Annotated in this window: 19 protein-coding genes, 1 tRNA gene and 1 riboswitch; of the genes, 11 read left to right on the top strand and 9 right to left on the bottom strand. The window is 63.7% G+C overall.

Annotated features, from left to right (window positions below):
* The first annotated feature begins 54 nt into the window (after positions 1 to 54).
* The gene (locus AC5J09_RS14815; protein ID WP_494298910.1) at positions 55 to 2,604 is read left to right on the top strand and encodes a ligase-associated DNA damage response DEXH box helicase; all 2,550 of its coding nucleotides are present in this window, start codon (positions 55 to 57) and stop codon (positions 2,602 to 2,604) included.
* 240 nt (positions 2,605 to 2,844) lie between these two features.
* The gene (gene pdeM, locus AC5J09_RS14810) at positions 2,845 to 3,573 is read left to right on the top strand and encodes a ligase-associated DNA damage response endonuclease PdeM (RefSeq protein ID WP_494297904.1); all 729 of its coding nucleotides are present in this window, start codon (positions 2,845 to 2,847) and stop codon (positions 3,571 to 3,573) included.
* Positions 3,574 to 3,638: 65 nt separating this feature from the next.
* Here pdeM and AC5J09_RS14805 read toward each other — a convergent pair whose 3' ends face one another.
* The 4 genes from AC5J09_RS14805 to AC5J09_RS14790 form a co-directional block, all read right to left on the bottom strand.
* Positions 3,639 to 3,875, bottom strand: a complete 237-nt coding sequence (locus tag AC5J09_RS14805) for an Lrp/AsnC ligand binding domain-containing protein (protein WP_018094127.1) — start codon at positions 3,873 to 3,875, stop codon at positions 3,639 to 3,641.
* Between the two features lie 98 nt (positions 3,876 to 3,973).
* The gene (locus tag AC5J09_RS14800; RefSeq protein ID WP_100669663.1) at positions 3,974 to 4,777 is read right to left on the bottom strand and encodes a TIGR02186 family protein; all 804 of its coding nucleotides are present in this window, start codon (positions 4,775 to 4,777) and stop codon (positions 3,974 to 3,976) included.
* A complete protein-coding gene (locus AC5J09_RS14795; RefSeq protein WP_018094125.1) occupies positions 4,777 to 5,703 on the bottom strand; it encodes a sulfite exporter TauE/SafE family protein in 927 nt (308 codons plus the stop codon). Before AC5J09_RS14795 ends, AC5J09_RS14800 begins: the two co-directional genes overlap by 1 nt.
* A 338-nt stretch (positions 5,704 to 6,041) precedes the next feature.
* Positions 6,042 to 9,704 (bottom strand): peptidoglycan-binding protein, encoded by a 3,663-nt coding sequence (locus tag AC5J09_RS14790; RefSeq protein WP_494297903.1) that lies wholly within the window; start codon positions 9,702 to 9,704, stop codon positions 6,042 to 6,044.
* A gap of 448 nt (positions 9,705 to 10,152) precedes the next feature.
* On the opposite strand from AC5J09_RS14790, the gene AC5J09_RS14785 reads away from it, so the two are divergent.
* The 3 genes from AC5J09_RS14785 (at position 10,153) to AC5J09_RS14775 (ending at position 15,499) form a co-directional block, all read left to right on the top strand.
* Positions 10,153 to 11,949: an acyl-CoA dehydrogenase C-terminal domain-containing protein gene (locus tag AC5J09_RS14785; RefSeq protein WP_494297902.1), complete on the top strand. Its 1,797-nt coding sequence runs from the start codon at positions 10,153 to 10,155 to the stop codon at positions 11,947 to 11,949.
* A gap of 106 nt (positions 11,950 to 12,055) precedes the next feature.
* Positions 12,056 to 13,264: an acetyl-CoA C-acetyltransferase gene (locus AC5J09_RS14780; protein WP_003530141.1), complete on the top strand. Its 1,209-nt coding sequence runs from the start codon at positions 12,056 to 12,058 to the stop codon at positions 13,262 to 13,264.
* A 21-nt stretch (positions 13,265 to 13,285) separates the two neighbouring features.
* A complete protein-coding gene (locus AC5J09_RS14775; RefSeq protein ID WP_494297901.1) occupies positions 13,286 to 15,499 on the top strand; it encodes a 3-hydroxyacyl-CoA dehydrogenase NAD-binding domain-containing protein in 2,214 nt (737 codons plus the stop codon).
* Between the two features lie 87 nt (positions 15,500 to 15,586).
* On the opposite strand, the gene AC5J09_RS14770 is transcribed toward AC5J09_RS14775, so the two are convergent.
* The gene (locus tag AC5J09_RS14770) at positions 15,587 to 16,060 is read right to left on the bottom strand and encodes an SRPBCC family protein (protein ID WP_494297900.1); all 474 of its coding nucleotides are present in this window, start codon (positions 16,058 to 16,060) and stop codon (positions 15,587 to 15,589) included.
* A gap of 123 nt (positions 16,061 to 16,183) precedes the next feature.
* Between AC5J09_RS14770 and AC5J09_RS14765 the strand changes: the two genes are divergently transcribed.
* Positions 16,184 to 16,693, top strand: a complete 510-nt coding sequence (locus AC5J09_RS14765) for a winged helix-turn-helix transcriptional regulator (RefSeq protein ID WP_494297899.1) — start codon at positions 16,184 to 16,186, stop codon at positions 16,691 to 16,693.
* A gap of 177 nt (positions 16,694 to 16,870) precedes the next feature.
* Here the strand turns inward: AC5J09_RS14765 and AC5J09_RS14760 are convergent, their stop codons facing one another.
* On the bottom strand, positions 16,871 to 17,956 hold the full coding sequence (locus AC5J09_RS14760; protein ID WP_494297898.1) for a calcium:cation antiporter: 1,086 nt from the start codon (positions 17,954 to 17,956) through the stop codon (positions 16,871 to 16,873).
* Positions 17,957 to 18,181: 225 nt separating this feature from the next.
* On the opposite strand from AC5J09_RS14760, the gene AC5J09_RS14755 reads away from it, so the two are divergent.
* The 4 genes from AC5J09_RS14755 to AC5J09_RS14740 all read left to right on the top strand — a co-directional run bounded on the left by AC5J09_RS14755 (position 18,182) and on the right by AC5J09_RS14740 (position 21,059).
* Positions 18,182 to 18,838 carry a S24 family peptidase gene (locus AC5J09_RS14755; protein ID WP_100669669.1) on the top strand — a complete coding sequence of 219 codons (657 nt, stop codon included), beginning with the start codon at positions 18,182 to 18,184 and terminating at the stop codon, positions 18,836 to 18,838.
* 9 nt (positions 18,839 to 18,847) lie between these two features.
* Positions 18,848 to 19,654 carry a thermonuclease family protein gene (locus AC5J09_RS14750; RefSeq protein WP_275596829.1) on the top strand — a complete coding sequence of 269 codons (807 nt, stop codon included), beginning with the start codon at positions 18,848 to 18,850 and terminating at the stop codon, positions 19,652 to 19,654.
* A 112-nt stretch (positions 19,655 to 19,766) separates the two neighbouring features.
* A complete protein-coding gene (locus tag AC5J09_RS14745; protein WP_494297897.1) occupies positions 19,767 to 20,177 on the top strand; it encodes a tellurite resistance TerB family protein in 411 nt (136 codons plus the stop codon).
* A 69-nt stretch (positions 20,178 to 20,246) separates the two neighbouring features.
* On the top strand, positions 20,247 to 21,059 hold the full coding sequence (locus AC5J09_RS14740; protein ID WP_494297896.1) for a sterol desaturase family protein: 813 nt from the start codon (positions 20,247 to 20,249) through the stop codon (positions 21,057 to 21,059).
* 24 nt (positions 21,060 to 21,083) lie between these two features.
* Here AC5J09_RS14740 and AC5J09_RS14735 read toward each other — a convergent pair whose 3' ends face one another.
* The 3 genes from AC5J09_RS14735 to AC5J09_RS14725 form a co-directional block, all read right to left on the bottom strand.
* The gene (locus tag AC5J09_RS14735; RefSeq protein WP_234819185.1) at positions 21,084 to 21,869 is read right to left on the bottom strand and encodes a transporter substrate-binding domain-containing protein; all 786 of its coding nucleotides are present in this window, start codon (positions 21,867 to 21,869) and stop codon (positions 21,084 to 21,086) included.
* 77 nt (positions 21,870 to 21,946) lie between these two features.
* Positions 21,947 to 22,021: transfer RNA gene (locus tag AC5J09_RS14730), tRNA-Gly, on the bottom strand.
* Between the two features lie 49 nt (positions 22,022 to 22,070).
* A complete protein-coding gene (locus AC5J09_RS14725) occupies positions 22,071 to 23,168 on the bottom strand; it encodes a 2'-deoxycytidine 5'-triphosphate deaminase (protein WP_100669675.1) in 1,098 nt (365 codons plus the stop codon).
* A gap of 75 nt (positions 23,169 to 23,243) precedes the next feature.
* Positions 23,244 to 23,322: riboswitch (SAM riboswitch) on the top strand.
* Between the two features lie 43 nt (positions 23,323 to 23,365).
* Here AC5J09_RS14725 and AC5J09_RS14720 point away from each other — a divergent pair.
* Positions 23,366 to 24,550 carry an O-succinylhomoserine sulfhydrylase gene (locus AC5J09_RS14720; RefSeq protein WP_494297895.1) on the top strand — a complete coding sequence of 395 codons (1,185 nt, stop codon included), beginning with the start codon at positions 23,366 to 23,368 and terminating at the stop codon, positions 24,548 to 24,550.
* Positions 24,551 to 24,584: the final 34 nt, after the last annotated feature.

Below are 24,584 nucleotides of genomic sequence, written 5' to 3'. Positions count from 1 at the left end.
TCCTTGCAGCAGCACGAAGATGCCGGCTTCTCTTTTGCCGCGTTTGATCTACCTTTGTTCTGCGTGGACAGGATCGATTCTCCGTCGCCGGAAGGCGACGCCCTGACGTTGCCTTCACCCTTTCTCCGGTGGTTCGCCGAAAAGGGTTGGCGTCCGCGCGCCCATCAGCTCGAACTTCTCTCACGGGCCGAGGCGGGCGAGAGCACGCTTCTGATCGCGCCGACCGGAGCCGGCAAAACGCTTGCCGGCTTTCTGCCCTCCCTCGTCGACATCACCAGGCGCGGCAGGATCCCGCCCGGCGCGGCCTTCACCGGCATTCACACGCTCTACATCTCGCCGCTCAAGGCGCTTGCCGTCGATATCGAGCGCAACCTCATGAAACCGGTCGGCGAGATGGGGCTGCCGGTGAGCATCGAAAACCGCACCGGCGACACGCCGCAGGGCAAGCGGCAGAGGCAGAAGCTCAACCCGCCCGACATACTGCTCACAACGCCGGAGCAGCTCGCGCTGCTTCTGGCCAATGGCGAGGCGGAGCGCTTCTTCAAGGACCTGCGCTATGTGGTGCTGGACGAGTTGCATTCGCTGGTGATGTCGAAGCGCGGCCATCTCCTCTCGCTCGGCCTCGCGCGGCTGCGCCGCCTGGCGCCCCGTCTCCAGACGACGGGTCTTTCGGCTACGGTCGCCGATCCGATGGATCTGCAGCGCTGGCTGGTCGCTCAATCTCTCGCCAAGGAGAACCATGCGGGACTGATCACCGTTTCCGGGGGCGCAAAGCCCGAGATCTCCATCCTGCGGACCGAGAACCAGGTGCCTTGGGCCGGGCATTCGGCGCGCTATGCAATCCCGGATGTCTACGCTGCCATCAAGAAACACCGGACGACGCTGCTCTTCGTCAATACCCGCAGCCAGGCCGAGATGCTGTTCCAGGAACTCTGGAAAATCAACGACGACAATCTGCCGATCGCTCTGCACCACGGCTCTCTCGATGTCGCCCAGCGCCGCAGGGTCGAGGCGGCAATGGCCGAAAACCGCCTGCGCGCCGTCGTCGCCACGTCGACCCTCGATCTCGGCATCGACTGGGGCGACGTCGATCTTGTCGTCCATGTGGGGGCGCCGAAGGGAGCAAGCCGGCTTGCGCAGCGCATCGGCCGCGCCAACCACCGCATGGACGAACCGAGCCGCGCAATTCTGGTTCCGGCCAACCGTTTCGAAGTTATGGAGTGCCAGGCGGCGCTCGACGCCAATTACGTCGGCGCTCAGGACACGCCGTCGATCGGCAGGGGTGCTCTCGACGTGCTGGCGCAGCACATCCTCGGCATGGCCTGCGCGCAGCCTTTCGATGCGCTTGAACTCTATGAAGAGGTGATCAGCGCTGCGCCGTATGCCCGGCTTCCCTGGGAAACCTTCGAGCGCGCCGTCGATCTTGTCGCGACCGGCGGCTACGCGCTTCGCACCTATGAGCGCTATGCCCGCATCCGCAAGACGAAGGACGGGCTCTGGCGGGTCTCCAACCCGATGGTTGCTCAGCAATACCGCCTCAATGTCGGGACGATCGTCGAGTCGCCGATGTTGAACATCCGCATGGTCAAGCGCAATCAGCGCGGTTCGCTTGGCCGCGGCGGCATGTCGCTCGGCAAAGTCGAGGAATTGTTCCTCGAAATGCTTTCCCCGGGCGACACCTTCGTCTTTTCCGGCAAGGTGCTGCGCTTCGAAGGCATCCGCGAGAACGAGTGCCTGGCCTCGCAGGCCTTTTCTTTCGATCCCAAGGTGCCGAGCTATGCCGGCGGCAAGTTTCCGCTCTCCACCTATCTCGCAGCACAGGTGCGAAAGATGCTCGCCGATCCGGCCCGCCGCGCAGGTCTGCCCGACCAGGTCAGGGACTGGCTGGCGCTGCAGGGCGACGTGTCGATGCTTCCGCGCGACGACGAACTCCTGATCGAGACCTTCCCGCGAGGCAGCCGGCACTACATGGTCATCTACGCCTTCGAAGGCAGGCTTGCCCACCAGACGCTCGGCATGCTCCTTACCCGCCGTCTCGACCGTGCCGGCCTGAAGCCGCTCGGCTTCGTGGCGACCGACTATTCGCTCGCCATCTGGGCGCTCGACGACATGGGCGCGGCGTTCCGGGCGCGGGCGCCGTCGCTCGGGCAGCTCTTCGACGAGGATATGCTGGGCGACGATCTGGAGGCGTGGCTGAACGAATCCTTCCTCCTGAAACGTACCTTCCGCAATTGCGCGGTCATTGCCGGGCTCATCGAGCAGCGCCACCCCGGCAGGGAGAAGACCGGGCGGCAGATCACCGTTTCCGCCGATCTCATTTATGACGTATTGCGCGCGCACGAGCCGGATCACATTCTCCTAGAGGCGACGCGCAACGATGCGGCCACGGGACTTTTGGACATCGGCCGCCTCGGCTCCATGCTCAAGCGGATCAAGGGCCATATCACCCATCGCAGGCTCGATCAGATCTCGCCGCTTGCCATCCCGGTAATGCTGGAGATCGGACGGGAATCGGTGCATGGAGAAGCGCAGGACTTCCTGCTCACGGAAGCGGCCGACGACCTGATCAACGAGGCGATGAGCGGCCACGGTACGGATGGATGAGAGAATTATGAGAGAGCGAAAATCCTCCCCAGGCCCCCAACCCCTCCGCGGCGCCCCTCATCCGCCTGCCGGCGCCTTCTCCCCGCAGGCGGGGAGAAGGGACCCGCGGCAAGTGCCGCCGCTACCGTTTTCACCGGTATCGTGGGGCACGTCCCCTCTCCCCGCGTGCGGGGAGAGGGTTAGGGTGAGGGGCAAGCCGGAGGAAAGGAGCCTTTTTCGCCCACACACAAGAACACCGCAATGACCATGCATCGGCTCATCTACGCGACATCACCTGCCGTCAGCCCATCCCTGCACGCGCGCACGTCCATCAATGGAATCGCCGCGATCTGCGATCCGCTCGGCGGCCTCTACTTTCCCGAAAGCCGCACCCTCGTCGTATCCGACCTGCATCTCGAAAAAGGCTCCGCCTTTGCGCGGCGCGGCATGATGCTGCCTCCCTACGATACGCTTGCGACGCTCAGGATATTGGAGGCGGTCATCGCCCGCCACGACCCCGCGACCGTCATCAGTCTTGGCGATAATTTCCACGACCGGAAGGGATCGGCTGCAATGCCGGAAACCTTCCGCCAGATGATCGCGGGCATGGCCTGCGGCCGCGAATGGATCTGGATCAACGGCAATCATGATCCGGACGGCGCACAGGGGCTTCCCGGCGCCTCCATGGACGAGCTCCGCCACGCGGGCCTGGTTTTCCGGCACGAGCCTTCGAGACGCGACGGCATCGGCGAGATCGCCGGCCACCTGCATCCTTCGGCGACCGTGAGGCGACGGGAAAGATCGGTGAGGCGCGCCTGCTTCGCGACCGACGGCAAGCGCCTCGTCATGCCTGCTTTCGGGGTCACGACGGGAGGTCTCGACCTCAGGCACCGTGAGATGAGCGGCCTTTTCGAGCGGCAGCAGCTCGTCGCCCATATGCTTGGCCGCGACCGAATCTATTCGGTGCGCTTCGCCAACCTTCTCGGCTGAGGTTAGAGCACTTCCAGGAAAAGTGTGTAACGGTTTTCCGTCCGGAAGTGCGTAGTTTCACGGCTCTAGAACGCATTGAACGTCAGCGTCGTCAGCGAGCGGGATATGCCCGGAACGCTGGCGATATTGTCGTTGATGAACTTTCCGATATCCTGGCCTTCCTCGACATAGACCTTCAGTAGCAGATCATAGTCGCCGCTGGTCGAATACATCTCCGAGACGATCTCCCTGCGATAGATCTCGTCGGCCACCTCATAGGTCTTGCCGGGGGCGCATTGCAGTTGCACGAAAATCGGTTTCATGGGGCTTCCTCAAGTTTCGCATCGCTTGCCGCCGATGCCCGTGCTTCCTTAAACCGCCATAACGCAAAATGGAACGCCAACTCGGTTTGCCGGCTCCCTCACTCCTTGCGAAAGAGCAGGCTGGCACCCCAGCCGGTGACGACGGCGAGGGTTACGGCCAGAAGGCCGTAGATCAGCGGCTGGTCGTGCGCGGCGCGGGTAATCGCCTGTTCGAGGCCGGTCTTCACCACCCTGAGCGGAAGAGCCTTGGCGGCGACGAAGACGCCGTCGCGGAAGAGATAGGCGCGTACGACATGGATGCCGTTCGGGACATTGGTCGGCAGCCGCACCGAAGCCTTGAACAGGCTCGAACTGATGAACTGCACCCCGCCCGGATCGCGCTGATAGACGCCGCTCGTCTCGCGAATCGTCCGGAAGGCGTTGCGGAACTCGCCGAGCGTGCTGCCGTCGCCGACGAAGCCGAGCGGCACCAGCCGCATATGGTCGACGCCGATGCCCATATTGGCGATGTCGCGCCGCGGCGCGATCGTCTCGATGGCGCGGGTACTCGAAAGCGAGTAGGCCTCCGGCACGAGCTCGAAGGTCATCGACTGGGTATTGACCCAGATACCGAATACCCGCTCCTTCTTTCGCACCGTGGCGTTGTCCTTCGGCCCTTCCAGCACGACGATGATATTGTACTTGCCCTGCGCCAGGAGGCTGGCGTCGAAACCATCGATGGCGCCGAAGATCGTCAGGTCGGCGCCCCGGAAATCGGACGTGATGGCAATCTCTTCCGTCGAAATGCCGATCTCGAGCTTCTCGGTGAAGTTGGTGACCTGGCGCTCCAGAACCTGCGCTGCGGCCGGGGTGGCGACGGCGAGGACCAGGGCGACGATCGGGTGAAGGAGAAGCGAGCGCATCAGAAACCGGCCCCCGCGGATACGACCGAGTAAATGTCCTTCGGCGGGATGACGAGCTCGACGGCCAGGCGGATGCCGACGGCGAGAACGAGCAGCGCCAGCAGTGCCCTGAGCTGCTCGCCGCGCAGCCGCTGGCCGACGCGCACGCCATATTGCGCCCCGATGACGCCCGCGATCATCAGCACGAAGGCCAGCACGATGTCGACGGTGTAGTTGGTCGAGGCCTGGACGATCACCGTATAGGCGGAGACGAAGACGATCTGGAAGAGCGATGTGCCCACGACGACGCTGGTCGGAATGCGCAACAGATAGATCATGGCCGGCACCATGATGAAGCCGCCGCCGACGCCCATCACCGAGGTCAGCACGCCGATGGAAAAGCCGAGCGTCGCCACAGGGATGACACTCAGATAGATCTTCGACTTCTTGAAGCGCATCTTCAGCGGCAGGCCGTGGATCCAATTGTGCTGCCCGGGCCGTCTGAGCTGCGCCGGCTGGTTCTTCGCTGCCTTGCGCATTGCGCCGATGCTCTCCCACAGCATCAGCGCGCCGACCGAGCCGAGAAGCACCACATAAAGCAGCGAGATCACCAGATCGAGCTGGCCGACGCTCCTGAGCAGCGAGAACAGCCAGACGCCGACGGTCGCGCCCACAAGGCCGCCGCACAAGAGCACCGTGCCGAGCTTGATATCGATGGTGCCGCGGCGGAAATGGGCGATCGCCCCTGATATCGACGAGGCGACCACCTGGTTGGCGCCGGTCGCCACCGCCACGACTGGCGGAATATTGTAGAAGATCAGAAGCGGCGTGATCAGAAATCCGCCGCCGACGCCGAACATGCCGGACAGAAAACCGACGGCCGCGCCCATGCCGAGAATGACGAAGATGTTCACCGACAACTCAGCAATGGGCAGATAGACCGTCACGGCCGAACCTCGATATGCCAGCGGCCCGCATTGCGGGCGGAAATTGCTCCTCCACAATTCCTAACCGCAAACAATTGAGGAATTGTGCAATGTTTCACTATTCTCAAGCCTCACGCGCTCGAAGAGGCGCACGGCGCTGTCCTTCGAAGTGGTACATGATTAACCACGGACGGGGGGTATATGGGTGGACCGTTCGCGCCCCCGAGGGAGAAACGGGCGACACTTTCTCTCATGCGCTCCCGGACCAGAGCTGTCAACCTTTTCAGGCACATGCGCGGCCCCGCAGGCACGCCTGCGACCTTGTGGCACCACGTCATGCGCGGTACGGCCGAAACGGTTCAGCTGTTCCGCTTCAGAAGCTCCCGGACCAGCCCATCGGTGATCTCACCCGTCGGCTCCTGGCCGACCGAATTCTGAAAGGCCTTGATGGCGGCAATCGTCTTCTGGCCTACCTGGCCGTCCGGCTTGCCGGCATCGAAGCCGTTATTGTTGAGGATCGCCTGGATGTTGCGAACGGCTCTGGTCATATCGACGGTGGCCGTCTTGGTCGGCGGACCGACCCAGGCATCCGGGACCTCCACCGTGTTTGCTTCGGCGTCGAGAGGCTGAGCCTTCCAGGCGTCGACTTTTGCCTTGGCACTGGAAAGCTCCTCGGGCTTCAGCGCCTTGGCGATCTCGTCGCGCTTTTCTGCCGCGTCCTTGTCGCCGTCACGGGCCGCGATAGCGAACCATTTATAGGATTCTTCCAGATTGCGGGCCACACCGTCGCCCCGCGCATAGAGGACGGCGAGGTTGAACTGACTGTCGCGAACGCCGAGACCGGCGGCTTTCTCGAACCATTTGGCCGCTTCGGCGAGATCCGGCCCGCCGTCCCGGCCGCCGGCGAGCATGACGGCGAGATTGTGGATCGCACTGGCGTTGCCGGCTGCAGCCGCCTTGAGATAGAGCGCCTTGGCCTTTGCTGCGTCGCGCTGAACGCCCGCGCCCTTCTCATAAAGGTTGGCGAGCCGGTACGCGGCCGGTACCACGCCGGCGTCGGCGGCGCGCTGATACCACTTGACGGCTTCCGCCCGATCTTCCTCGACCCCCCGCCCTTCCGTGAAGCGGGCGCCTATTTCATAGAAGGCGAGAGGGTCGCCGCCCTTAGCCGCGGTTACGAGCGCGGGCGGTCCGAAGCCCTCCGGCAGAACGATCTCGCTCATCCTGGCCGGCTCAGCGGCTAAACTTCCTGAAGGCGGCTGCAAGGTCGAGGCGGGTCCAGGCGTTCGTGCCTCCGCCGGCCGCATCAAGGCCGCCTGGCCGTCGCCAGCGCCATCAACGGCCTTGTCAACCTTGCCGGCTTCGGCAGCGGTTGGCTGCTTTGGCGGCTGCTTTGCCGCTATCGGCGGCGCATCCGTCTTCTCCATGCCAGCGGGAGCCCTCGGCTCTTCTCCAGCCTTCGCGGTAGCTGCCGTTTGGGCGAGGCGCTCGACGGCGGCCTTCGGCTCCGCAACCTCTGCCTTGCGCTCGATCGCTGCAACCGGCGGAGCGCTCGGGGCCTCCTTGCCTTTCAGCACCGTGCTGACGAGCGGATAGGACATGATCGCGAGCAGCACGGCACCGACTGCGATCAGGATCGGACGGCGGTGGCGGGCGAGCGCGCCGCCGACGGCGGATGGTGCCTTACTTTCCTTGACGCGATTGAGCGTATCGGATTCCTCGACGGCCAGCTGCGCCGCGCGCCGCGCGGCGGCGATGAAGTCCGCCTTTTCGCCGTCGTTCGCCTCCTGCGCGCCACGGGCCATCTGACCGGCACGGACACGTTCGAGTATCTTCTTGACGTCCGGCACGCCGGAGCCCGGCTCGAGGAGCTGATTGGCGTCCTCGGGAGCGAGCATTTCGGAGGGGTCGATCGAGGGGGTGGGCTCGACCATCTGCCGCGCCTGGATCGGCATTCCCTCGTTCTGCCTCGGCGCGAAGCGCCGAGTCAGACCGGCAAGCAGGCTCGTCTTCGCCACACGGGCCTCCACCTTGATCTCGCCGTCTTCGACCATTGCGACTTCGGCGGCATCATTCGCCTCAGCTGCAGCCGGCACCGGTGCGTGGATGGAGGTTTCGCTTGCGGCCGCGAACGCCTGTGGCGCGCGTTCCACGTCCTTGTCGCTTTCCGCCATCGTCGAAGTGCCCGCGGCTTCGACGGGCGCAGCCTTGGGCATCGGACCATGAGAAGCCAGGGGCTCCCGCTCTTCAAGCCGCTCCAGTTTCTCGGCGATATGGACGAGCGTTTCATGCAGCGCCTCGAAGGTGCGTGCCGTCCGTTCGTCGCTCGAACGGCTGAGCTCCTCCAATGTACGCAGATCCTCGGCGAGCGCCGAGATCGCCGCCATGTCGGTACTCGCCGCCATCTGCGGTGCGGTGTTTCTGGAATATGCCTCCATCACGGCTTCCGCAGCCTGCCGAGCAGCTTCGATGATGTATTCGTCGCTGGTGGCGAGATAGTCTTCCAGCGTGTTCATGCGGCTCTCGAATTCCGCAGGCACGCCTGCCGTCTCACCGTGGGACTGGCTGATCAGAGTCGAGAGATTTCCGATCTGAGCTTCGAGATTGCGCAGCGCCTGCCGGTCGTCGAACGGCGCGGCATGCGTCTCCTCCAGGCGCTGGGCGATACCTGCCAAGCGATCCTCGAGGCGATCGAACCGCGGGTCCGCCGTAGGCTCGACATTTCGCGCGAGCCCATCGATACGGCGGGCGAGATCGTCGAGCCGTTCGGCCAGGGCATCGGTGACGCTGTCGCCCGAGAGGGCTTCGATCTTCCGGGAAATGTCGGCAAGACGATCCGTAAGATCCGGCTCCGCACCTTGCCGATTGTGCTCCAGCACCGCGGAAAGCTGGTCCAGGCGCTCTTCCAATCTGGCCGCCGCCTTCTCGCCGGCAAGGTCCTCTACGCGAGCTGCCAGCGCCTCGATCCGCGCGCCGAGGCCGGAATCGGCGGGATTGGAGAGGGTGCCGATCTGCCGGGACAGATCGCCGAGCCTGTTCTCCAGACGATCGACGAACGAACCGTCGGTGCCGGCCACATTACCGCTGCCTGCGGCGATCGCCCGGCCGATCTCATCGAGCCGCTTGCCGAGGTCGGCGAATTGCGGCGCCAGGCGCCTCTCGTCCGGCTGGATCTGGCGCCCGAGCATCTCGATCGCCTGGGCGACCGCGACGAGCTTGCTTTCCAGCACCTCGATCCCGGTGCCCCTGTCCAGGGAATTGATCTGCGCCTTGATCTCGTCGAGCCGGTAGGCGAGCGCCACCAGCTCATCGTCGCGGTTCTGGTCGAAGGCGTTCAGCCGATCCTCGACGCCGGTCCATCGGTTTTCCATGCGGCGCATGCTGTCTTCGCGCGCGAGGCCTTCGAGCATGGACCTCAGGTCATCGAATTCGATCCTGAGCGCATCGGCCTCGGCGGGCGAAGCCTGCCGGCCAAGTTCCTTGATGCCGGCCGAAAGCCGCTCGATATCGTGTCGCACGTCCTCGGCGAATTGGCGGTCCTGGGCGGCTTCGGCCTTGATGCCGCGGATTTCCGAACGCAGCGCATGCATCTCGCGCGACAGGCCGTCATCGAGATCGCGCTTCAGCTCATGCCGCAGACCGACCAGCGCCTCGGCGATATCCGCTGCAGCCGAAGAGCGTCCCGATGGCGCGGCTGCTGCCTGAGAGGGCTGGTAGCGTGGCTCTGCCGCGAGGCGGGTGGGAGCGAGGCGATCGGGGTCGCTCGGCGCAGCGCGTTCGCGCAGCGGCGACCGCTCGCGCGCCGCATTGAGCGCCCGCTGGCGGTCGATGATTTCGGAGACCGCTTCGCTTGGGGCCGGACGCGGCCGCTCGGGCTGCCGCGTCTCGCGGCTGACGCTGCTCATGAGCCCCTCGATGCGCGCTTCGAGCCCTTCGATGGTGCGGTTCAGGGCATCGAGCGACGGCCGGTCGCCATAGGACGGGCTGCCCATGCGCTGAGAAGTGGATCGCGATCCGTTCATTGCCTCTTCGCCCCTGTGTCGCTTTGGCCCTATAAATTCGACCGTCATCGAAGCCACCGAAGGAGCCCGGGCTTCCCCGGCTTTCGCTCCGATTTCGGCGGCACCGCCGATGTGGGCAAAACCGCAACAATGCAAAGACGGGACCGGTTGCAGCTTTGACCATCTCAAAGCGCACAATTCATTAAACGTGGTAAATAAGCCGTTAACCGATCCGATTTTTAACGATTATTGTCGCCCGCTACGCCGCCGCCCCCCGTCATATGGCATGTGGAGCGGCGCACCGCAGGAGCGAAACTTTCGCCTTGCGGGAACTTTTGACGTTTACGCAAACGTCAAAATTCGATAGCATCCGTCCAAGTCGCACACCGCCACCGGTGCGCGCTCGACACAGTGGGAAGCGGGTCTGCCGTGCGGCGCGGCCCGAAAGGACATCAAGGCGAGGAAAAGCATGCCCATCTACAAGGCTCCGGTCGACGATACCCTGTTCATCCTCAACGACGTGCTCGGCATCGAGCGCTACCACAATCTCCCGGGCTTTGCGGATGCGACGCCGGACATGACGGCCGCGGTCCTCGGCGAGGCCGCAAAGCTCGCGGAAGAGGTCCTCTTCCCGATCAATCTTTCCGGCGACCGGGAGGGCTGCAAGCGGCACGAGGACGGCTCCGTCACCGTGCCCAAGGGCTTCAAGGAAGCCTATGACCTTTATCGCGAAGGCGGCTGGCTTGGTCTTGCCGCCCCGGAGGAATTCGGCGGCCAGGGCCTGCCCTACACGCTCCACACCGCCGTCGGCGAATTCATGTCCGCGGCCAACATGTCGCTTATGATGTATCCGGGCCTGACGCAGGGGGCGATCGCGGCGATCCTGGTGCACGGTTCCGAAGACCAGAAGCGGACCTATCTGCCCAAAATGGTCGACGGCACCTGGACCGGCACGATGAACCTGACGGAGCCCCATTGCGGCACCGACCTCGGCCTGCTGCGCACCAAGGCCGTGCCGAACCGCGACGGCTCCTACAGGATCTCCGGCCAGAAGATCTTCATCTCCGCCGGCGAGCACGACATGGCGGAAAATGTCGTCCACCTGGTGCTGGCGCGCATCGAGGGTGCGCCCGACGGTGTAAAGGGCATCTCGCTCTTTATCGTGCCGAAATTCAAGCTCGACGCCAGCGGCGAGCCGAGCGAACGCAACGGCGTTTCCTGCGGCGCGATCGAACACAAGATGGGCATCCACGGCAACGCGACCTGCGTCATGAATTATGACGGGGCGACCGGCTATCTGATCGGCACGGAGAACAAGGGCCTCAGCGCCATGTTCGTGATGATGAACGAGGCCAGGCTTGCCGTCGGCATGCAGGGGCTTTCGATTGCCGAAGTCGCTTATCAGAATGCTGCGAGCTACGCGCGCGAGCGCATCCAGGGCCGCTCCCTGTCCGGCCCCAAGGCGCCGGACAAGAAGGCCGATCCGATCATCGTCCATCCGGACATCCGCCGCACGCTGATGACGATCAAGGCCTTCAACGAAGGCGGCCGCGCCTTCACGCTCTGGACGGCGCTGAAGTCGGACATCGCCCATCGTTCGGACAGCGAAGAGGAGCGCCAGGCGGCGGACGACATCCTCAGCCTGATGACGCCGATCCTCAAGGGCGTGCTGACGGACAAGGGCTTCGATCACGCGGTGATGGCGCAGCAGGTATTCGGCGGCCACGGCTATATCGAAGAGCACGGCATGAGCCAGTATGTGCGCGATGCCCGCATCGCCATGATCTACGAGGGTGCCAACGGCATCCAGGCGCTCGACCTGGTCGGCCGCAAGCTCGCGATGAACGGCGGCCGCGCCGTCATGGCTCTGTTCAAGGAGATCGGCGACTTCTGCGAGGAGAACCGCGGCGACGAAAAGCTCTCCGGCTACACCAAGGCCCTTAAGAAAGGGCTGAACGACCTGCAGGCCGCGACCATGTGGTTCATGCAGAACGCCATGGCCAAACCCGACAATGCCGGAGCCGGCTCCACCGACTATATGCATCTCTTCGGCCTCGTCGTCCTCGGCTATATGTGGGCGCGGATGGCCAAAACGGCGGAGGAGAAGCTTGCCGCTGGCGAAACGCAGCGCGCGGACTATCTCAAGAATAAGCTGATCACGGCGAGGTTCTTCATGGAGCGCATTCTGCCTGAAACGGCGCTGCGCAAGATCCGCATCGAAACGGGCGCCGACACGATGATGGCGCTGGACGCGGCCGCGTTCTGATTTCAGACTGGAGCCGGATCGAAAGCGAGAAGCGGTGTTCCGCCCGAATCCCGCTCGATTGATAATGGGCGGCCCGAGGAAACGCCGCCGAAAGGGAGATCAAGAGATGACGAAAGTCTTCGTTTACGACCACGTGCGCACACCGCGCGGCCGTGGCAAGAAGGACGGCGCGCTGCACGAGGTGCCCTCCGTCCGGCTCGCCGCCAAGGTGCTTGAGGCCGTGCGCGATCGCAACGGGCTCGACACTTCGACGGTCGACGACGTCATTATGGGTTGCGTCGACCCCGTCATGGATGCGGGTGCGGTCATCCCGAAAGCCGCAGCCTTCGAGGCGGGTTATTCGACGCGTGCGCCCGGCATGCAGATCTCCCGCTTCTGCGCCTCCGGCCTCGACGCGGTCAATTTCGGCGCCGCGAAGATCGCCCAAGGAGCGGACGATATCGTGATCGCCGGCGGCGTGGAGTCGATGTCCCGCGTCGGCCTCGGCATGTCGGGCGGCGCCTGGTTCATGGACCCCTCGGTCAACCTGCCCGCCTACTTCATGCCGCAGGGCGTTTCCGCCGACCTGATCGCCACGAAATACGGTTTCTCGCGCGACGACGTCGACGCCTATGCGGTGGAAAGCCAGAAGCGCGCCGCCAATGCATGGGAGAAGGGCTATTTCAAGAACTCGGTCGTCCCGGTCAAGGACCAGAACGGCCTGGTCATCCTCGACCGCGACGAGCATATGCGCCCCGGCACCGACATGCAGGCACTGGCCTCGCTGAACCCCTCCTTCCAGATGCCCGGCGAGATGGGCGGCTTCGAGGCCGTCGGCATCCAGGCGCATCCGGAGATCGAGCGCATCAACTACGTCCACCACGCCGGCAATTCCTCCGGCATCGTCGATGGCGCCGCGGCCGTGCTCATCGGCTCCAAGGCCGGCGGCGAAGCCATGGGGCTCAAACCCCGCGCCCGCATCCGCGCCTTCGCCAATATCGGCTCCGACCCGGCCCTGATGCTGACCGGGCCGGTCGACGTCACCGAGAAGCTCCTCAAGCGGGCGGACATGAAGCTCTCCGACATCGATCTTTTCGAGCTCAATGAGGCCTTCGCGGCCGTCGTGCTGCGCTACTGCCAGGCTTTCGACATCCCGCACGACAAGATCAACGTCAATGGCGGCGCGATCGCCATGGGCCATCCGCTCGGCGCGACCGGGGCGATGATCCTCGGCACCGTGCTCGACGAGCTGGAGCGCCGCGACCTCAACACGGCGCTGGTGACGCTCTGCATCGGCGCCGGCATGGGCACCGCCACGATCATCGAACGCGTCTGATCCGATCCCGGGAGAGAGAATATGTCTTACACGAACTTCAAGATCGAAACCGACGCCGACGGCATTGCGCTGGTCACCTGGGACATGCCCGACAAGTCGATGAACGTCTTCACCGAAGAGGTGATGAAGGAACTCGACGCCATCATCGATCAGACGACGGCGGATCCTGCCGTCAAGGGCGTCGTCGTCACCTCCGGCAAATCCTCCTTCTCCGGCGGCGCCGACCTTTCGATGATCAAGTCGATGTTCACTTTCCAGGCGGAGGAGAAGAAGAAGGACCCGGACAACGCGGCCCGGAGACTCTTCGACCTCGTCGGCCGGATGACGGGTCTCTTCCGCAAGCTCGAAACCTCGGGCAAGCCCTGGGTCTCGGCCATCAACGGCACCTGCATGGGCGGCGCCTTCGAGATGTCGCTCGCCTGCCACGGCCGTATCGCCTCCAATGCGAAATCGGTGAAGATCGCGCTTCCCGAGGTCAAGGTCGGCATTTTCCCGGGTGCCGGCGGCACCCAGCGCGTTCCACGGCTGACCAATACGCAGGACGCGTTGCAGATGATGACGACCGGCTCCTCGCTGACGCCGGTGCGAGCAAAGGCCATGGGGCTCGTTCACGAGGTGGTCGACCCGGACAAACTGATCGAGGCCGCCAAGGCGATGATCAAGAACGGCCTGAAGCCGGTGCAGCCCTGGGACGAGAAGGGCTTCAAGCTCCCGGGCGGCGGCATCTGGACGCCCGCCTCCGCGCAGCTCTGGCCGGCCGCCTCCGGCATCCTGCGCCGCGAGACCTATGGCAATTACCCCGGCGCGATCGCGATCCTGAAATGCGTCTACGAGGGGCTGCAGGTTCCCTTCGATACGGCCTTGAAGATCGAGCAGCGCTATTTCACCGAAATCCTGCAGACGACCGAAGCTTTTTCGATGATTCGGTCGCTGTTCGTCTCGATGCAGGAACTCGGCAAGGGCGCGCGCCGGCCGGCCGGCGTACCGAAGACCGAGCTCAAGAAAATCGGCGTCGTCGGCGCCGGTTTCATGGGCGCCTCGATCGCCTATGTAACCGCGGCAGGCGGCATCCCCGTCACCCTCATCGACCGCGACATGGAAGCTGCCGAAAAGGGCAGGACGCATTCGGAAGGCTTGGTCAAGGACGCGATCGGCAAGGGACGCTTGACCAAAGAGGAAGGCGAAGCGCTGCTTTCGCGCATCACACCTTCGGCGGACTACGGCGATCTCAAGGATGCCGGCCTCGTCATCGAGGCGGTCTTCGAGGACCGGCAGGTCAAGAAGGACGTGATCGAGAAGGTCGAAGCGGTGATCGCCGAGGACGCGATCTTCGCCTCCAACACCTCGACGCTGCCGATCACCGGCCTCGCCAGGAATTCCAAACGGCCGGACCGGTTCATCGGCATCCATTTCTTCTCGCCGGTCGAGAAAATGATGCTGACGGAGGTGATCCTCGGCAAGGAGACCGGAGACCGCGCGCTCGCGGCCGCGCTCGACTATGTCGCGGCGATCAGGAAGACGCCGATCGTCGTCAACGACACGCGCGGCTTCTATGTCAATCGCTGCGTCTTCCGCTACATCCACGAAGCCTATGACATGCTGATCGAGGGCGTACCGCCGGCGATGATCGAGAACGCCGCCAAGATGGCCGGCATGCCGGTCGGACCGCTGTCGCTCAACGACGAGGTGGCGATAGACCTCAGCCAGAAGATCCTGAAGGCGGCCGTCGCCGATCTCGGCGAGAAGGCCGTCGATCCCCGACACATGGCGCTGATCGACAAGATGGTGGACGAGCTCGACCGGCGCGGCCGAAAGAACGGCAAGGGCTTCTACGAGTATCCGGCAAAGCCGGCCAGGAAATATCTCTGGCCGGGTCTGAAGGAGCTCTATCCGCAGAAGGATGCCGGCGAGATCGAGGTCGGCGTGCTCAAGCAGCGCCTGCTGGTGACGATCGCACTCGAAGCCGCGCGCACGATCGAGGAAGGCATCGTCACAGATCCGCGCGAAGCCGATGTCGGCTCGATCCTCGGCTTCGGCTTTGCACCCTACACCGGCGGCACGATCTCCTACATCGACGGCATGGGCGCGAGAGCCTTCGTCGAGCTCTGCGAAAAGCTCGCCGCAGACCATGGCGACCACTTCCGGCCGACGCCGCTTCTGAAGGAGATGGCCGAAAAGGGCGAGACCTTCTACGGGCGCTTCGATCCTTATGCCGCGGGGCAGAAGGCGGCATAAGCCGCCAGGTCAGCCGCACCGCGCAAGTATTGTCTCTCCGGTCATTCTCGGTAACCGCGAATGACCGGAGAGAAACGTGTTCAGGCTTCAGGCCACTTCAGCCTTCTCACCGAGCTCGGCCGCCAGAAATCCGATCAGCTGCTCCCAGCCTTCGCGGCGATATTCCACCTTGTCGAGCCCATCCAGGAATGCCCCCTGCTCCGTGAAGACGACGCGTGTGCCGGTGCCTTCCGGTATGAGGTCGACGGTGGCGATCGACGCGGAAAGCCGCTGCTCGTTCTTCGCCATGGTATAGGCCGAGACGATCCGCCGGTTCTCGACGATGTCGAGATAGATCGTTTCATTGAAATAAAAAACCTTCCCGTCCTGGCTGAACCGGCCGCTTTCCCGGCCGCCGATGCGGAAGTCGTGGCTATATTCGGCGACCGGCCAGTTGTCGGCCTTGACGAACCAGCGGTCGTGCGCAGCAGGATCGGCGAAGGCCTCGAAGACCTGTTCCGGGGGTGAATTGAAAACGCGTTCGATGGTGAAATCCGCATGGGCGACAGAAGCTTTGGTCATGATCTTTTCCTCCTCGCTGGGAAACTGGTTGCGAAATGAAAGCGGTTGCAGGCTAACTTCACTGGTGCAATAATGCAAGCAGTTTTAGAGCGGATGCTCCGCTCCCGTTTTGCAGAGACCAAAATGACCGATGACCATCGCTCGGGTTGCCCGATCAATCTCTCGCTCGAAGTATTCGGCGACAAATGGAGCCTCCTGATCATTCGCGATATGATTTTCGGCGGCAAACGCCACTTCCGCGAGCTCCTGCGCTCGCAGGAGGGGATTTCCACCAACATCCTCGCCGACCGGCTGAAAACGCTTGTCGAGATCGGCATGCTGACGAAAGCGGACGATCCGAGCCACAAGCAGAAGGCGATCTACAGCCTGACGGAAATGGCGATCGCGCTTGTGCCGATCATGGCCCATCTCGGCGCCTGGGGCCGGCGCTACCTGCCGGTCAGCGAGGAACTCAGCATCCGCGCCCAATTGATGGAGGAGGGCGGCCCCGAGCTCTGGGAGCGTTTCATGCGGGAATTGCGCGCCGAACACCTCGGCGATGCCAAACCGGAGGGACCCTCCGTGCGGCAAACGCTTCAAGCCGCCTATGACCGCGTTGTGGCGCGCAAGGTGGTGGAAGAGCAGCCGGCCTGAGCACTAACCTTTGACCCAACGCACTTCCGGACGGAAAACCGTTACGCACTTTTCCTGGAAGTGCTCTTGATCCAACGCACTTCCGGACGGAAAACCGTTACACACTTTTCCTGGAAGTGCTCTTGATCCAACGCACTTCCGGACGGAAAACCGTTACACACTTTTCCTGGAAGTGCTCTAAAGCCCGAGGGCTGACAGCATGATGAAGGTGGCGAACAGCACGAAATGCGTCATGCCTTCGATGGCATTGGTCTGACCGTCATTGAGATTGATAGCGGCGGCGATAAGCGTTACCGCAACCATTACCGTCTGCACCGGCGACATGGCCATGATGAAGGGCTGGCCCGTATAAAGGGCAATCGCCTCCATGACGGGTACGGTCAGGATCACGGTCGAAAGCGAAGCGCCGAGCGCGATGTTCACCACTGCCTGCATGCGGTTGGCGAGCGCGGCGCGCATTGCCGTCAGGACTTCGGGCGAAGCGGAGATCGCCGCGACGACGATCGCGGCCAGGACCGGCGGCGCCGCCGTGCCCTTGATCCCGGCCGACAGCAGCCCGGACATGATTTCGGCGAGAAAGCCGATCACCACCACGCCCAGGATGAGCACGACGACGGAAGGAAGCACCGGCTCGTCCTCCAGCCGGCTTGCCGCGGTTCCCGCTTTGGCGCGCGGATAGCTGTAACTGAAGAAGTAGCTGTGGACGCCAACCTGCATGCGCAGGAACAACGTATAGAGCACGATCATCGCGCCGATGGTGAAGGCGGAATAGTAATGCCATTTCGACTGCGGCACGAATTCGGGGACGAGCATGGAAATGCCCATGGCCGTGAGAATCATGACGCTGTAAGTGCGCGCGGAATCGTCGTTATAGGGCTGCTCGCCGTGTTTGAGGCCGCCGAGCAGCGCCGCAAGTCCGAGGATCCCGTTGATATCGAGCATCACTGCCGAATAGATCGTATCGCGCACCAGCGTCGGCGAGGTCTCGCCGGTCATCATGATGGCGAGGATGACGACCTCGACCAGCACCGCCGAAAGCGTCAGGATCATCGTGCCGTAGGGATCACCCACCTTCGCAGCAAGCACCTCGGCATGATGAGCGACCCGCATGGAAGCAAGCACGATCGCCGCCACCATAAGGGCCGCACCGATGAGCGATGCGGCCCGACCGGCCTCGAGCAGATGATGCTCGACCGCGACGCCGGCAAGAGCAGCGAGAAAAGCGGCAACGAGATGCCGTTCCGATCTCAGGTTTGCAAGCAAGCACGCCTCTTGGCCCGGAGTGAAGCTGTTTTATTTAGCACAGCTGCTGAAGAGTTCACCCCCGAAGTCCGCTGCATCTGCTGTATGCCGTCCTTTGATCGGATAGGAAGGACTATTTTCCTCGCTGTGCTTTACGGTCGCGGGGCGCTTGGCTAATGTATTCGCAGACCGCGGAACGGCTTGCTGTGCCGCCCGCATCGTCTCTCCTTCCGAAGATGGGTCGACATGCTCTCACATGACAGCATCTGGCGCGCGATCGACGCCTTGGCAGAGCGCCACCGGCTTTCGCCGTCGGGCCTTGCACGGCGGGCCGGCCTGGACCCCACCTCGTTCAACAAGTCGAAGCGCCAGTCCACCGACGGGCGCGACCGATGGCCCTCCACCGAGTCGATCGCGAAGATATTGCATGCTACGGGGGCGAGCGTCGATCAGTTCCTGGCGCTGATGGAGCCCAATGCCGTCGGCCGCGAAAGGGAGGAAGCATCGGCAGCGCCGGGCATTCCGCTGATCGGTTTCGCGCAGGCCGGCGCCGGCGGTTTTTTCGACGACGGCGGCTTTCCGGTCGGCCAGGGCTGGGACACAATAGAATTCCCCACGCCCGAGCGGCGGCAGGGCGGTGCCTACGCTCTGGAGGTTCAGGGCGACAGCATGCTGCCGCTTTACCGCGACGGCGATGTCCTGATCGTCGACCCGAGCGCGCAGGTGCGCCGCAACGACCGCGTCGTGGTCAAGACGCGCGGGGGCGAGGTGATGGCGAAGGTGTTGGCCCGGCAGACGCCCCGCGGCATCGAACTCGTCTCGCTCAACCCCGACCATCCCAACCGCAATTTCGAGATGAACGACGTAGAATGGATTGCCCGGATCATCTGGGCCAGCCAATAGGATTCTTCGATGCGGCCGAGGCTCTTCACCATCGCCGGCGGGCTTGCCGCCCTCGCCCTTTATGCCGGCATTCTGATGGCCGGGGCCGCGATCATCCGCAACCGCGACAGCGTCGCAACGCCTGAGTTCGTGCTCGAAACGCCGGAAGCAGCGGTCGACGAGCCGATTTCGGTGGAGCCTCCCGCCGAGACCGAAGCCGCTCCCCCTCCCCCCGAACCGGATGCCGCCCCAGGCAAGGGCTCGCGCGTGGCGGCCAGGCCGGTCGAGCCGGGTCTCTTCGCCCAGCCGGAAGACGGAATTGCCAAACCGCTGGAACGGATCGCACCGAGACCGCCGCTTTCAAAGCCTGAGGAAAAGGAAAAGCCCGCTTCCGCCGTCTTCCCGCGCCCGGTTGCGCTTGCCGCCGGGCTTGTCCGGTCCGGCGAGACGACTCTGCAGCTCAAGGATATCGAACCCGAAACGCCCGAGAAGGTCTGCGAAGCGAATGGCAGGAGCTGGCCTTGCGGCATGGTCGCGCGTACGGCGTTCCGCAACTTTTTGCGGGGCCGCGCACTCGTCTGCGAAGCGGCGGATGGCTCCTCGGAGACCTTGAACGCGCGGTGCAGCGTCGGCGGCCAGGACGTGGCCGAATGGCTCGTCGGCAACGGCTGGGCGACGCCGCTGCCGGGCACGGCGCTCGAGGCGAAGGCTGAGGCCGCCCGGGGCGCCAGGCTCGGTTTCTTCGGGGACGACCCGCGCGATCTTGCCCGAGCGCCTCTCGCGCTCGACGATCCGGCTGCGAGCATCGCCCCGGAAGACGCCGCGCCGGACTTGTAAGGCTTGGAGCAAGTCCTTAACTGTCACCCACCACTGCAGGTCCGCCCAACCCGCTATGCACCCGTCGTGTATCGCGGCCCCAATGTGGATGATGAAAGGATCAAGAAGCAGGATGTCCGCAAGTCTCAGCCAGCACGAAGCCCTTGTCCACGTCATGGTCATGATGTCCGCCGTCGACCGGAACATGACCGACGACGAGATTGCACGCATCGGCGTGCTCGTGCGGTTCCTCCCGGCCTTCGAGGGTTTCGACGAAGATCACCTGATCCATATCGGCCGCGAATGCGCCGCCCAGCTTGCGGCCCCCGAGGGCCTGGACGTGGCGCTCGAAATGGTTCGGGAGGCGTTGCCGCAGCGGCTCTATGAGACGGCCTATGCCCTTGCGGTCGAGATCGCTGCCGCCGATCAGCGTATCCGCAACGAGGAAATCCGGTTGTTGCAGCTGCTGCGGGACCGTTTGGGCCTCGACAAGCTCGCCTGCGCAGCAATCGAGCGCGGAGCCATCGCGCGCTTCCGCAAGTAGGCTTCTGAAAAGGTCCTTGCCCGTTTCCGGCACGGAACGGGCCGGGGTCGATGCAACGGGGATCGATGCATGCTCTATTTCGGTCTCGCCGAACCGGTCTGGCGGCTCGCCGCCTTTGCCGCCGCCTTCGCCGCGCTGGCAGTGCTCGAGCTTATTCATCCGCGGCTGGAGAGGCCGGAGCTGGTGCGGGCACTGAAGGCACGCCGCTGGGTCACCAACCTGTCTATTCTCGTCCTATCCTCCCTCCTGCTTCGCGTCGCCTTTCCCGCTGCCGCTACCGGCGTTGCTATCTGGGCTCAGGGGCGCGGCTACGGCGTGCTCCCGGCTCTTGGCGTGACCCCGCCGCTTGCGGGCCTGATCGCCTTCATCGCACTGGACTTCGCCATCTGGTTTGAACACGTCGTGTTTCACAAGATACCTGTCCTGTGGCGCATCCACCGCGTCCACCATGCCGATCCCGGTGTCGACGTCACCACGGCCCTTCGCTTTCATCCCCTCGAAATTCTGCTGTCGATGATCTGGAAGAGCGCGGTTATCACCCTGCTCGGCGCGCCCGCACTTGCCGTTCTCCTGTTCGAAATCGTGCTCAATGCCGGGGCGATGTTCAATCACGCCAATTTGCGGCTGCCGAAAGGCGCCGACAGGCTGTTGCGCCAGGTCATCGTCACGCCCGACATGCACCGCATCCACCATTCCGTGGAAAAGCGGGAGACCGATTCAAACTACGGCTTCAATCTTTCGGTCTGGGATCGGTTGTTCTCGACCTACGTCGCCCATCCATCGCGCGGCGACGATGCGATCGAGACCGGGCTGAAGGCCTACGGGCGCGTTGCACCCGTGAAGCTCCTATGGTCGCTGATACTCCCCTTCCGGCGTCGCTAGGGCATAGCCGCGAGTGGAGCCGCCTCAATAAATCCCGTTCGGGAAATAGCGAAGATAGATCTCCTCAAGCCTGCCGCTGCGTGAGAGTGCCAGCAAAGCGTGGTCGATCGCCTGGGTCAGCGCCGGCTCGGCCTTGCGGTTCATGATCGTCAGTCCCTCGCCCAGGAAGCGTTGGGAAAAATAGGAGCCCTCCAGCATGGCGCAGCATCCGCCGGCGAGGTTGCCGGAGACCCAGAAGGACAATTGCATGCCGTCGGAGAACGCGGCCGCGACGGTTCCCCCGCGAAGCGCGGAGAGCAGCGCGTCCCGGTCCGGAAAGCTCTTGGCTTCAAGCTTCGGGAAAAACGCCTTCAGCATTGCCTCATGCGTGGTGTCGGAGACGACGCCGACGGGCTTCCCGGCGAGATCGGCAGGACCGGTGATTGCGCCGGCGGCCTTGGTGTTGACGACGAAGCGGGCGGGCAGTTGCATGAAGGCGCGGGAAAAGGCGAAACGCTGCCTCAGCTCCGAAGTCACGGCAATGCCGGCGGCAATCGCTTCCCCTTGCCCCTGTTCGAGGGCCGGCATGAGCTCCGGATAGGTCACTGCCTGGATCTGGCACTTGGCTTCGATCTCCAGCTCACGGCATATCTCGCGGGCGAGGTCGACATGGAAGCCCGACAGCTTGCCCGACTGGTCGATGAAGTTGAAGGGCGGGAAGTCGACGGTGGTCAGGAAACGAAGCCTGGCAAGGCCGCTGAGGTCCGGCTTGGCAATCCGTTCGCGGGCATCGAACAGCCGGGGCAGTTCCTTCGGCTGTGCCAAAGCCAAACCCGGGGCGAAAACGGCCGACAGTACCAATATCCAGAGAATCCGCAGCGCTATGGCGCCTCTATGAAAGGAGGAATTGGAGCGGGTGATCGGGATCGAACCGACGACATCAAGCTTGGGAAGCTGGCGTTCTACCACTGAACTACACCCGCGACAGAACCGGAAATTTCCTCAACAGCCGCGATCTGTCAAGCACAATGCTCACTCGGCGCGAAAATGCTTGGAGAGCTTGAGCCCCTGCGCCTGATAATTGGAGCCGAGATCGAGGCCGTAAAGTCCCTCCGGACGTTCCAGCATGTGCTCGTAGACGAGACGGCCGACGATCTGCCCGTGCTCCAGAATGAACGGTACCTCGTGACTGCGCACCTCGAGCACCGCCCGGCTGCCGCTGCCGCCGGCCGACGCATGGCCGAAGCCGGGATCGAAAAAGCCGGCATAATGGACGCGGAACTCGCCCACGAGCGGGTCGAAGGGTGTCATTTCGGCGGCATAGCGCGGCGGCACATGGACGGCTTCGCGCGACACGAGGATATAGAACTCGTCCGGATCGAGCACGAGATCGTCGCGGCCGCGGCTGTAGAGCGGCTCCCAGAAGTCGAAAACGGCATGCTGGGCTTTCTTGTCGACATCGACCACCGATGTGTGATGCTTGCCGCGGTAGCCGATAAGGCCGTCCGGCCCGGTGCCCTTGAGATCGATGGAAAGGGCAATGCCGCCGCCGGAAACGTTGGGCCGGTCACTGGCGACGAGCACGTCGCTTTCGTGCAGGGCCAGCAGTTCCTGCTCGGAAAGAACCGAGTGGCCTATGCGGAAGCGTATCTGCGAAAGCCGCGAACCGCGCCTGACGACGATCGGAAAGGTTCGCGGGCTGATTTCGAGATAGAGCGGTCCGCTGTAGCCCGCCGGGATCTTGTCGAACTCCTGCGCCCTATCGGTAATCACGCGTGTGAAAATATCCAGCCGGCCGGTCGAGCTCTTCGGATTGGCGGAGGCCGACATGTCTGGCGGCAGCGACAGGCTTTCCATCAGCGGCACGATGTAGACGCAGCCGGTCTCAAGCACGGCGCCTTCGCTCAGATCGACGACATGCAGCTTGAGCCGATCGAGCTTGTCGGCGACCAGATGCGAAGGGCCGGGCATGAAGCTCGCCCGGACGCGGAACGCCTTGGATCCAAGGCGAAGATCGAGGCTGGCCGGCTGGATCTGGTCATCATCCAGCGCCTTCTCGCTCTTCAGTCGTCCCGAGGCATACAGCGCTGCAATTGCGCGGTCGGCCAAAATCCCTGTGTCGCGCCCCATCCCGATCCTCATTTACAGTTGCCAGACAAAACCAAACTCCGGGAATTGACGCAAGCGCGGCCAGGCAGTATTGGAGCTTTATCCCGTGGTGATTTGGCCGGTCGGCTTGCAGCCACGTTAAACAAGTAGCTAAAAAGGCCGGGTGTCAAACCGGTCGTTTCGCGGCCGGTTTTTTTGTTTTTGAAAGTGACGTTCTCATGAGCAAGAATTGGCGCCCGGCAACCCAACTCGTCCACGGCGGAACGCTCCGCTCCCAGTACGGCGAAACCTCCGAAGCGATCTTTCTGACGCAAGGCTTCGTCTACGACAGCTCCGAAGCGGCGGAGGCCCGGTTCAAGGGCGAGACCGACGGTTTCATCTATGCGCGCTACGGCAGTCCGACCAACGAGATGTTCGAGAAGCGCATGTGCATGCTCGAAGGGGCGGAAGACGCGCGCGCCACCGCCTCCGGCATGGCGGCGGTTTCCGCGGCAATCCTGTGCCAGGTGAAGGCGGGCGACCACATCGTCGCGGCCCGGGCGCTCTTCGGCTCCTGCCGCTGGGTCGTGGAAACGCTGGCGCCGAAATACGGCGTCGAGTGCACCCTGGTCGACGGTCGCGATCTCAAGAACTGGGAAGACGCGGTGCGTCCGAACACCAAGGTCTTCTTCCTCGAAAGCCCTACCAACCCGACGCTCGAAGTGATCGACATCGCCGGCGTCGCCAAGCTCGCCGTTCAGGTCGGCGCCAAGGTGGTGGTCGACAACGTCTTCGCGACGCCGCTGTTCCAGAAACCGCTGGAGCTTGGCGCCCATGTCGTCGTCTATTCCGCGACAAAACACATCGACGGCCAGGGGCGCTGCCTCGGCGGCGTGGTGCTCTCCGACAAGCAGTGGATCGACGAGAACCTGCACGACTATTTCCGTCACACCGGCCCGGCCATGTCGCCCTTCAACGCCTGGACGCTGCTGAAGGGGATCGAGACTCTGCCGCTCCGCGTCAAGCAGCAGACCGAAAGCGCCCGCCGCATCGCCGATTTCCTCGCGGAGCAGCCGCAGGTCGCCCGCGTCATCTATCCGGGCCGCAAGGATCACCCGCAGGCCGACATCATTGCGAAGCAGATGAGCGGCGGCTCGACGCTGGTCGCCTTCGAGCTCAAGGGTGGCAAGGAAGCAGCTTTCGCCCTGCAGAACGCACTTGAAATCATCCGGATCTCCAACAATCTCGGCGATTCCAAGAGCCTGATCACCCATCCGGCGACGACCACCCACAAGAACCTCACCGACGAAGCCCGCGCCGAACTCGGCATTTCCGCCGGAACGGTGCGCTTCTCGGCCGGGATCGAGGACAGCGAAGACCTCATCGAGGATTTCGCAAGGGCGCTGAAGGGCGTAAACGCCTGACCGACACCATGACGAAGCCCGCGTCAGCGGGCTT

The organism is Sinorhizobium sp. (assembly GCF_059070375.1).
This window is presented reverse-complemented; position numbering and strand designations above follow the sequence as displayed.